Raw genomic sequence first — 10,288 nt, forward strand, 5'->3', positions numbered from 1 at the left:
CGCCCGTCCAGCACGTAGTCATCGCCATCGCGGCGCGCCCGTGATCGCATGGCGAACGCATCGCTGCCGGACTCGGGCTCGGTCAGCGCGTAAGCACCGACGAGGTCGCGCGCCAGCCGCGGCAGGTACCGCTCCTGCTGCGCGGGGCTCCCCCAGCGGATGAGCGCGGTATTGACCAGCACATTCTGTACGTCGACACAGACCGCGACCGATGGATCGACCCGGGCGAGTTCGGCGATGGTCAGCGCGCTCATGAAGATCGAACCGCCCCCGCCGTCATAGCGGGCCGGGATCTGGACGCCCATCAGTCCCAGCGCGAACAGTTCGTCTATCAGGTCGCGCGGCATGCGGGCCTCGCGATCCATCTGCTCCACCCGCGGGCGGAGCCGCTCCTCCGCCCATTTGCGGACGGTGTCGCGCAACGATTCTTCTTCATCCAGGAACTCGGCGGGCCGGATCCCGTCGGACGAGGTTTCCATGACATCCACCCCTCATTGGAATGCGGTCAGCCCCAGGATGGACCGGGCCACCACCAGCTTGTGTATTTCGGTCGTTCCCTCTGCGATCGTCAGCGCCCGGGCGTCACGGAAATAGCGTTCGAGCGGGTAGTCCGGCGACAGGCCGTTGGCACCGTGTATCTGGATCGCCTCCGACGCCACCCGCACCGCCATCTCGGTCGCGTACGCCTTGGCCATGGAGGCCTCGCGATCCGAACGCCGGCCCTCCTCGACCGAGGTCAACGCGCGGTGAATGAGAAGGCGCGAGGCATCGATCTCCGAGGCCATGGTGTAGATCTTGTCTTGGATGAGCTGGAATTCCCCGATCGGCCGCCCGAACTGGCGTCGATTCCTCGCATAGGCGACCGATGCCTCCAGCGCTGCGCGGGCGATTCCGAGGGAGACGACCGCTATCCGGCAGCGCGCCCATTGCAGTGTCCTGAAGATGAGCTGCAAGTTCTTGAGTGAACCTGCCGGGCCTACGCAGTTCTCCCGCGGGACTCGGCAGTCCTCGAAGACCATCTCGGAGGTCACGAATGCCGTCAGCCCGAGCTTGGGCAGGTCCCTGGTCCGGTAGGGCGACTGCTCACGCTCGACGATGATCGGCCTGATCTCCTCCTTCCCGTTTCCCTCGACGACGCGGCACAGGACGACCGCGTAGTCGGAGGTATCGGCATTGGAGATCCAGCGCTTGCGCCCGTTGACGACATACTCGTCGCCATGCGGAACCGCCAGGGTCTCCATCGCCGCGTTGTTCGACCCGTGGTTCGGCTCGGTGGACGCCAGGCAGCCGATCCGCTCCCCTCGCAGCAGGCCCGGTACCGCCCGTTCCCGCAGCTCCGGCGGGCCCGCCGCCATGATGTAGCGGGCGCAGGCGGACGAGATCATCAGGCAGCCTTCGAGCGAGGGGAACACCCTGGCCAGCTCCTCGCTCGCCAGGGCACAGGTCACCTCGTCCGGAAGCTCCTCCACCGGGTAGCCGTGTCCGCGCAGCGTCTTTACGATCTCCGGCAGCCTGTCGAGCGGCAGCCGATCGTCGGTGTGGCGGTCACCGAGCGGCTTGATGTCCTCCTCCAAGCCCTTGCGCAGGGCGGCCAGCCGGTCGTCCGGCACCGTCACAGGTCCTGTAGTCATGCTGGCGGCCCTCCTTCAGTCCTTCTCGTCCATGCGTTTGATCTCGGCGGCCAGGGCCTCGGCGAACAGGTCCGGCGACGAGTCCAGGAAGAAGTGGCCACCAGGCAGAGTGGTGGCCGAGAAATCACCGATGGTGTGCTCGCGCCAGGCCTCCAGACCGGATCGCGACACGGTCCAGTCCTCGCTGCCGCCGAAGGCCGCGATCGGGCAGTCGAGCGAGGTTCCCATCTCGTTGGCGTAGGTCTCGTCAAGGCCAAGATCCGCGCGGAGAACGGGCAGCATCACATCGACGACCTCCTCGTTGTCGAGCAGTTCGTTGTGTCGGCCGGCCAGGCGATGAAGCCCTTCGATCAGTTCGGTCCGGGACAGCTCGTGCAGCGGGGGGCGCGTCGACCGCAGGTGCGGGGCTCTGGCCGCGGCGACGAACAGGCTCTTCGGCCCCGGCCACCCCCGCCGGGCGAACTCGCGCGCGGTCTCGAAGCCGATCAGCGCCCCGACGCTGTATCCGAGCAGCACGAACGGCCAGCGAACCTGCTCGGCGATGACGTCCGTGAGCTGCTCGACGAGCGGCTCCAAGCGAGTCATCGGCGCCTCACGGATCCGGCGGCCGTGGCCCGGGAACTCGATGGCGCACAACTCGACATCGCCGGGAAGGTCCGCCGCCAGCCGTTTGAAGACGGACGCCCGGCCACCGGAGTAGGTCAGGCAGACCAGGCGCAGGCTCGCATCCGGGTTCGGACGCGGGTACTGAATCCATTTCTGGCGGTTCGCCAGGCCCGCGAGCCGGGTCGTGCGACCCAGCTCGCGGGCCTGGCGGGTCCGCTCCTGTGGCTCGTGCATGAGAGCTTCTAGGACGTCGCCTAGACGTTCCGCTTGCCGGTCTCGCCGAACTGCTCGATGAAGCGAGCGATCGACTCCTTGGGAATCATCACGCCATCGCACTGCGGAGGACCGCCCACGTAGCCGTTGGCGCGCAGAACCTCCAGGTGCCTGATGGCTCGCTCCGGCTGGGACGGCCCCGTCACCGGCCCAATGCCTTCCTGCGCGACGAGCACGTTGGACAGGACGGAGCTGGTGATCTGCGTTGTGCTGAAGGCGTCGGGGGTGTTGGCCGCGAACCAGTCAACGCCCTCCTCGCCCGCCAGGTCGTACATCAGCGGCGGCCAGCCGAAAATCTTCTGCATCGGCGTAGCGCACTCGATCACGTCGCCCTGGCCGAACAGCAGGTCGGCCTTCGCCAGGATCCTGGCCATCGCGACGTCCCGGTCGTAGCAGGGCGGAATCGAGTCGTCCACCAGCATGACGCCGGGCCTGAGCTTGGCCACGTCGATAATGTCGGGCGCGTTGGTGTCCGCGCTGATCACGGTGGCCTCGTAGAACTCCTCCGGCAGCGTGGACGTCCCGCCGATGATCTGGATCTCGCCCTTGTAGCCGATCAATTCCCGTACCTCGTCGGCGGCCTTCCTGAGCCGGCTGGGGAGCCCCGCCGCAGGGCCCCGGGGGCTGTCGCTCGTCGCGGCGTAGGGGTCACACAGGATGAGCTTGCGCGGGTGCGGCAGGCACGTCATCAGCAGGTGCATGGACGCCTTGCCCACCGAACCGACCCCGAGGATGCCCAGCACCTCGTTCTCCATGCTGCGTCCGGTCATGCCCAGCATGTTCTCCACGTTCAGCAGCACCGCCGCGGACGTGGTGTCGTGGCCGCTGGTGACCGGAGGAAGGTCCGTACGGTCCTTGACGGCGTCCACGACGCTGCGGGCGTAGTCCGTCGCCGTCACCAGCAGCCCGCTGAGGGAGATGTTTCTGGCCCCGAGCCGGTTCCCCATCTCGATCCCGCTCATGATCGTCTCGACCAGCCTGTCCCGGTTCAGGTACAGCTCCGCCGTGTCGAGACGCGGGATCATGATCGTGGCGATGCGGCCCAGGTTGGTGTCGATGATGCCGCACAGGTGGGGAGTGTCCAGGGCCATGAGCCGGTGCGCGACGTCGCCGGGTTCGATGCCCGCCCGTTCGAACAGGCCCGCCGGCGTGGCCAGCACGCCCGCACCATCCACCTGCGGGATCTTGCCGGTCACGTACAGCGTCAACAGGTCGCGCCGCTCCGTGGTGACGCTGCCCTTGACCTCGCCGTTCGCGGCCGAGCCGGTCGCCTGAACGGCCGCCGCCCCGTCAGCGCCGTTCGGCTTGCCGAGCGCGGCCGAGAGCTCGGCAATGGTGGGGTGGGCGAACAGGTAGCGCACCCCGAGCTGCTTGCCGACCGTGCCGGAGATCTTCGATACGAGGTTCACCGCCTGCAGCGAGTCGTCGCTGAGGTCGAAGAAGTTGTCGTGGACGCCCACGTCCACGATCCCCAGCACGTCACACCAGTGCAGGGCCAGCTGCTCCTCCAGCCGCGTGCGCGGCGCGACCGGCCCGCGGACGGTGTCGAGCGCGGGGACGTCAGACTGGGCCAGGGCCTCGCGGTCGACCTTGCCGTTGGCCGTGAGCGGCAACTCGTCGCGCAGGATCAGTGTCTTGGGGACCATGTACTCGGGCAGCTTGTCGCGGATGAACGTCCGCAGCTCGCCCGTCTCGGGCGGCTTCCCGCCGTCCGAGACCACGTACGCCACCAGCCGTTTGCCGTCGCCCCCCTCGTCCACGGCCAGGACTACCGCCTCGCGCACCGCCTGGTGCTCGCGAAGGGTGTTCTCGATCTCGCCGAGCTCAATCCGATAGCCGCCGATCTTCACTTGGAAATCCTCCCTGCCCAGTAGTTCGATGCTGCCGTCGGGAAGGCGGCGTCCGATGTCGCCGGTCCGGTACAGGCGCTCGCCGCTCTCCGGATGGGTGATGAAAGCGGCGTCCGTCGTCTCCTTGTCGTGCCAGTAGCCGTCGGCCACTCCCAGGCCGCCGATGTACAGGCCGCCCGGCACCCAGATCGGACGCACGTCGAGTTCGCGGTCGAGGACGTGGATCTGCTGGTTGGCCAGTGGCTTGCCGTAGGGGATGCTGGTCAAGTCCGGGTCCGCCGCGCCGATCTCGTGCATGATCGACCAGATCGAGGCCTCGGTCGCGCCGCCAAGGCTGATCACCCGCACGTCGGGCACCAGCCGCCGCAGGCGGCCGGGAAGGGTGACGGGGATCCAGTCGCCGCTCAGCAAGACCAACCGGGGTGCGGCTGGAATGTCCATCCCGGCGCCTTCGACGTACTGGATCAGCAGGCCCATGAAGCCGGGCACGGAGTTCCAGACCGTGACGCGCCCCTGCCGCATCATGTCGATCCAGTGTGCCGGGTCGCGCAGCCCGAACTCGTCGGGCAGCACGAGCCGCCCACCGGCCGCGAGCGTCCCGAACACGTCGTAGACCGAGAGATCGAAGCTCAGCGAGGACAGGCCGAACACGCCGTCGTCCGGGCCGACCCCGAACCTCTTGTTGATGTCGACGATCGTGTTGAGCGCGCTCCGATGCGAGATCATCACACCCTTGGGCACGCCCGTCGAGCCCGAGGTGTAGATCACGTACGCCAGGTCGTCCTCGCGCTGGACCGGATCGAGCGGTTCCTCGGAGACGTCCTCCAGGAACTGGGTGTCGACGGACAGGCGCTGGATGTCCTCGGGCCATTCGATGCGCTTGTCGGCGCCCTCCTGGGTGAGCACGATCCCGATCTCGGCGGCCTTGAGGATGCGATGCAACCGCTCGCGCGGCAGCGACGCGTCGAGCGGCAGGTACGCCGCCCCCGACTTGAGCACGCCGAGCACGGCCGGCACCTGCGCCCAGCCCTTGTCCATCACCACGCCCACCAGAGTGTTGGGCCGGACGCCCTGATCGCGCAACCAGCGGCCGAGGCGGGTGGCGTGCCGGTCGAGTTCCCCGTAGGTGATCGTTCTGGTCGTCGACACGACGGCCGGCTGGTCCGGCTGATCCGCGGCCCGCGCTTCGAACGGGCCGTGCAGGAGGCCGACGGGCACCGGCGCCGCCGTGGAGTTCGCCTCGATCTGCCGCGCCCGGTGGGCGTCGGGCACGATGTGCCGCCGGCTGCGCTCCTCCCAGCCGCCCGGCTCCTCGGCCAGCCGGCGCACATGCCGCACGAAGGAGTCCAGCATGTCCTGGGCGAGCCCGGGCGGGAACACCGAGTCCAGGACGTCCCAGGTGAACTCCAGCCCGCCCTTGCGCACGGCGCTGCGCACCTCCAGGTACACTTGCGGGGTCTGGCTGACGGTATAGCCGAGCTCGCCGAGCCCCGACATGTCGACGCTGCTCATCTCAACGCTGTTGAACACGACGTAGGTGTTGCGGCGAGGGGTTCCGCCGTACGCCTTCGCCAGCTCACGCATCACCTGGACTCCGCTGACGTAGCGGCAATGCTCCAGGTCCTCGATGAGCTGCCGCTGCAGGCGCCGGGCGCGCTCCAGGAAGGTGGACCCGGGAGACGCCTGCACGCGGAGGTGATTCGGCAGAGCAAAGCTGCCGACGATCGAGCCGACCTCCTCATGTACCGGCAGCCGGTCCCAGAACGGCGCGTTGATGCTGAACTCCTCGGTCTTGCACCAGAGGGCGGCGACGTCACAGAAGGCTGTCAGCAGTGCGGCGCCCGGCATCAGGCCCGCCTCCTGCACCCGCGCTTTGAACCGCGTCCAGGACTCGGGCTCGAGTATCCGGGCGGTCAGCGCCTTCGATACCGGTGGTCCCGCGGTGCGCGCGACCTGGATCGGCAGTTCCGGCGGCGGGGGAAGCGTCGGCAGCCGCCGCCGCCAGTAGTCGAGCGCCCGTTCGTAGACCGGCGACCCCGTCAACGCCGTCTTGGCGACGACGTAGTCCCGGGTCGTCAGTTCGAGCGGCGGCAGCTCCTCGCCCTGGTTGAGCAGCGAGAGCTCCCGCAGGATCTGCATCAGGCTCAGCGAGTCGGAGACGAGGAGGCTGAAGCCGTAGTGCAGGCGCGTGCGATCGCCGTCCAGCAGGGTCGCCCGCACCCGGAACAGCGGCCAGGTGTCCCGGGCGAACATCTCTCCCGGCATCACCTGGCGGAACTCCTCCAGCCGTGCCGCCACCTCGTCGGCCGGCCGGCCGCGCAGGTCGAGTACCTCGATCTCGTACTCCGGCACCTCCGGCAGGATCTGGTTCCGCCCGTCCGGAAGAACGACGGCGCGAAGCATGGCGTGGCGCTGGATCAGGTGGCGCCAGGCGTCCGCGAACCGGCCCAGGTCGAGCGCGACCGTGTCAATTTCGATGTAGCCGTTGCCCGCGAGGTTGCCGATCTCGAACGCGTCGCGCCCGCCGGCCCAGATGGCCTGTTGCATATCCGTGAGCGGGAACGGCTCGTGCAATTCTGCCGGAGCCGGGGCGATCTTAGGAATGGCCGCCGGCCGTTCGGCGGCGCGCTCGCGGAGCGTCGTGAGTATCTCGTCCTTGTTTTCCCGCAGCGCGGTGCGCAGCTCGTCGGTGAGGGCGTTCTTGGGGGCGCGGACGCGGAGTTCATCCCCGTCGACCCAGAGGATCACGCCCCGTCGTGAGAGGACCGCAACCAACTCCTGCACGGTTCGCATTGCTCACCCTCCAGGTGACGTCAGAGAACTTCGAACTCTTCCCAGGAATCTGCTTCCGAGCCGTCATCCCGCAGTGGCCCGGCCGCGGGGCCGTCCAGGACGTCTGCGAGCATCTGCGCGGCGAGCTGCCGCACGCTGGCGCCTTCGAGCGCGGCGGTCAACGGAAGCGACAAGCCGAGTTCCACCTCGACCTGGCTCTTCATGCCGACCGCCACCAAGGAATCCAGACCGACTTCGGTGAGTGGCTGGTCGGCGTCGAGTTGCTCCGGCTTCATCTCGAGCGCTCGCGCGATCGCGCCGTGCAGGTACGAGCCGAGCAGCTCCTGGCGATCCGCCGGATCGGCGGCGAACAGCTCATCGACGGTGAGAGCGCCGCGGCGTGAGGACGCCTCGGGCGCCGGCCCGGCACCGGCCACGAGCTCGGAGACCAGCGGGGATGGCGGCGCTGCCGCCGCCCAGCGCTGCCAATCGACCAGCGCCACGGCGACCTGCGCCGTCTCGATGCCGAGCAGTGGCCCCAGCCAGCCGACGCCGCTGGACGGCGCGATGCCCTTGACACCGGCGCGCTCGACGAACCGGCCGACGCCCTCAGACCGCACCGACAGGCCCGTGTCCGCCCACGATCCCCAGGCGATGCTTACCGCAGGCCGCCCCTGCGAGGCCCGCAGCGAGGCGAGTGCGTCGAGGAACGCGTTGGCCGCCGCGTAGTTCCCCTGCCCCGGCGACCCGAGCACCCCCGCGAGCGAGGAGAACATCACGAAGAAGTCCAGTGGCAGGCCGGCCGTCAGGTTGTGCAGGTTCCACGACCCGGCGACCTTGGGTTCTAGGACGGCCAGCAGGCGCGCCGGATCGAGGGTGCCGAGGGTGGCGTCGTCAAGGACACCGGCCGCCTGCACGACGCCCCGGACGGGTGGCATGGACGTCGCCGCGTCAGCGAGGACCCGCGCGAGGGCCGGCTCGTCGCTCACGTCGGCCCGCGCCACGCGGATCTCGGCGCCCGCATCACGCAGCGCCCGCAGTTCCCGCTCGGCGTCGTTACCGGCACCCCGGCGGCCGACGAGCACGAGATGGCGCGCACCGTGCTCCACCAGCCAGCGCGCCACAAGCAGGCCCAGTGCGCCGAGGCCGCCGGTGACGAGGTAGGTCGCGTCGCTGCGCACGGCATCGGCGGGTACGGTGCGCGGCGATGCTCGGCGGACCAGCCGCGCCACGTGGCGCGCCCCGTCCCGGACCGCCACCTGGGTCTCCGCGTCGCCGGCCCGTAGTTCGTCGGCGATCCACCGCGCGGCCGCCGAGTCCAGGGAGGGGTCGAGGTCCACCAGCGTGGGTCGCAGCCCGGGGTGTTCAAGCGCGGCCACCCGGCCCAGCCCCCAGATGGGCGCGTGAGCCACCGACACGGGGGCCGACGAGCCGTCGATGCAGTGAACGCCGCTGGTCAGGAGCCAAAGGCGGGCGCCCTCGTCCGCTGGTGCGCCCTCCGCCAGCGCGTGAACCAGGTGCAGCACGTTGACGACACCCCGCTGTTGTGCGGCGCGGAGCGCAGAGGTGTCTGGGTCCGCCGCGGCATCCAGGCTCCAGAGGTGCACGACACCCCTCAGCGCACCCATCCGCTCCCGCGCCACAACCACTGCCCGGCGAACCTCGTCGCCGTGGTCGGGACGGATCACCAGCCGGCCGGGATCGGAGTCGTCGTAGCCGTCCCCTGCGCTCACCAGGACGGCCTGCTCGCCGTCCTCGGTGAGACCTTCCGCCAGCGCCGCTCCCACCCCGCGACCGTCGGCGAAGATCAGCCAGCCGCCGGGCCGGTTCGACCGCTGGGGGGCGCCACGCTCCTGGCGTTGCCAGCGCACTTCGTAGAGCGCACGATCGAGCGCCATCGGCGCGGGCATCCACGCATCACCATCGAGCCGCCTGATGTGGACGCCCTCGAGGATGGCAACGGTCGTTCCGTCGTCGTCGGCCAGGAGGACGTCCCCGACCACCCCGGCACCGCTTTCTGAGCGGAGGCGGGCATGGGCCCAGAGGCGGTCCTGCTTGCCCATCCCCGGCGGCCGCGCGACCATCCGTTCGATCGAGAGAGGGACGTGAGGGCGCTGGTCGTCGTCATCGCCTCGGAGCGCGGCGGCCAAGGCCTGCAGAGCGGCATCGAGGAACACCGGATGGATGCCATAGGCGCCGGTCTCGGGCGCCACCCTGGCCGGTGAGACAACAGCGGCGAGCGCCTCTCGCTCGCCCAGCCACAGCTGGTCGACCGCCTGGAACGCCGGGCCGTAGTCAAGCCCCCGCGAGCCCAGGGCACGGTAGAGGTCGGCCGGCGCGATCGAGTTCGGGCAGCGCGTGCGGACGGCATCCAGGTCCAGCGCCGGCAGATCCGCTGCTGCCGGCGCTTCGGGCCCGATGGTGCCCGTCATATGCAGCGTCCACTCGGGATGCCCGCCAGTGTCATCCGCAAGATGTGCATACGCGCGCACGCTCGCACCGCCGCCATCCGCGACGGACACCCGTAGCTGGACCGTGGCCGTGTCGGCGTCGCCCAGCGCGAGCATGCGCTGGAACTCGACCGCCGTGAGAACAGAGGAACTCCCGCCGAACACCTGCGCCGCCGCCGTCCGCGCCATCTCCAGCCAGGCGGCGCCCGGGAAGACGGCGACGCCCTGAACTCGGTGGTCATCGAGGACGGCCTGGGACGCCACGTTGACGGCGCTCTCCCAGACATGGCTCCCCGGCGCGTCGGCAAGCCGGAGGTGGTGCCCGAGCAAGGGATGACCGTTGGTCTGGCCGGGGAGGTACGGCAGAGTACGCGACAAGGGCAGCCAGCAGCGCTCGCGTTGCCACGGGTAGCTCGGCAACCGCACCGGCCGCCGAGGCTCGGGATGCAACGCGGTCCAGGCAGGCTCGAAGCCAAGGGCGTACAGCGCGCCGAGCGAGGTCAGCATGACGTCGCTCGGCGGCTCGTCACGGCGCAGCGACGGCAGGAGCGCGGTCTCCCGGCACCGAGTCTGGGCGTTCTGAGCGATCGCTGGGAGCAGCCCAGGGTGCGGCGACAGCTCGACGAACACGTCATGGCCGTCGTCGAGAAGGCCGTCGACCGCCGCGGCGAAGAGCACCGGAGTCCGGATGTTCTCGGCCCAGTAC

Annotated in this window: 5 protein-coding genes; all 5 read right to left on the reverse strand. The window is 69.6% G+C overall.

Going from position 1 to position 10,288, the window contains the following annotated elements; all coding sequences use genetic code 11:
* Positions 1-479, reverse strand: a 479-nt coding sequence (locus U9980_RS14130) for an acyl-CoA dehydrogenase family protein (RefSeq protein WP_322768335.1), incomplete at its 3' end; no start/stop codon positions are given.
* A gap of 12 nt (positions 480-491) precedes the next feature.
* Positions 492-1,631 (reverse strand): acyl-CoA dehydrogenase family protein, encoded by a 1,140-nt coding sequence (locus U9980_RS14135; RefSeq protein WP_322768336.1) that lies wholly within the window; start codon positions 1,629-1,631, stop codon positions 492-494.
* A 15-nt stretch (positions 1,632-1,646) separates the two neighbouring features.
* Positions 1,647-2,471 (reverse strand): thioesterase II family protein, encoded by an 825-nt coding sequence (locus U9980_RS14140; protein ID WP_322768337.1) that lies wholly within the window; start codon positions 2,469-2,471, stop codon positions 1,647-1,649.
* A gap of 20 nt (positions 2,472-2,491) precedes the next feature.
* Entirely contained in the window at positions 2,492-7,153 is a 4,662-nt protein-coding gene (locus U9980_RS14145; RefSeq protein ID WP_322768338.1) for a non-ribosomal peptide synthetase, read from the reverse strand.
* Between the two features lie 20 nt (positions 7,154-7,173).
* Positions 7,174-10,288, reverse strand: a 3,115-nt coding sequence (locus U9980_RS14150; protein ID WP_322768339.1) for a type I polyketide synthase, incomplete at its 5' end; no start/stop codon positions are given.

Source organism: Protofrankia sp. Cr1 (assembly GCF_963555865.1).
Taxonomy (GTDB): domain Bacteria; phylum Actinomycetota; class Actinomycetes; order Frankiales; family Frankiaceae; genus Protofrankia.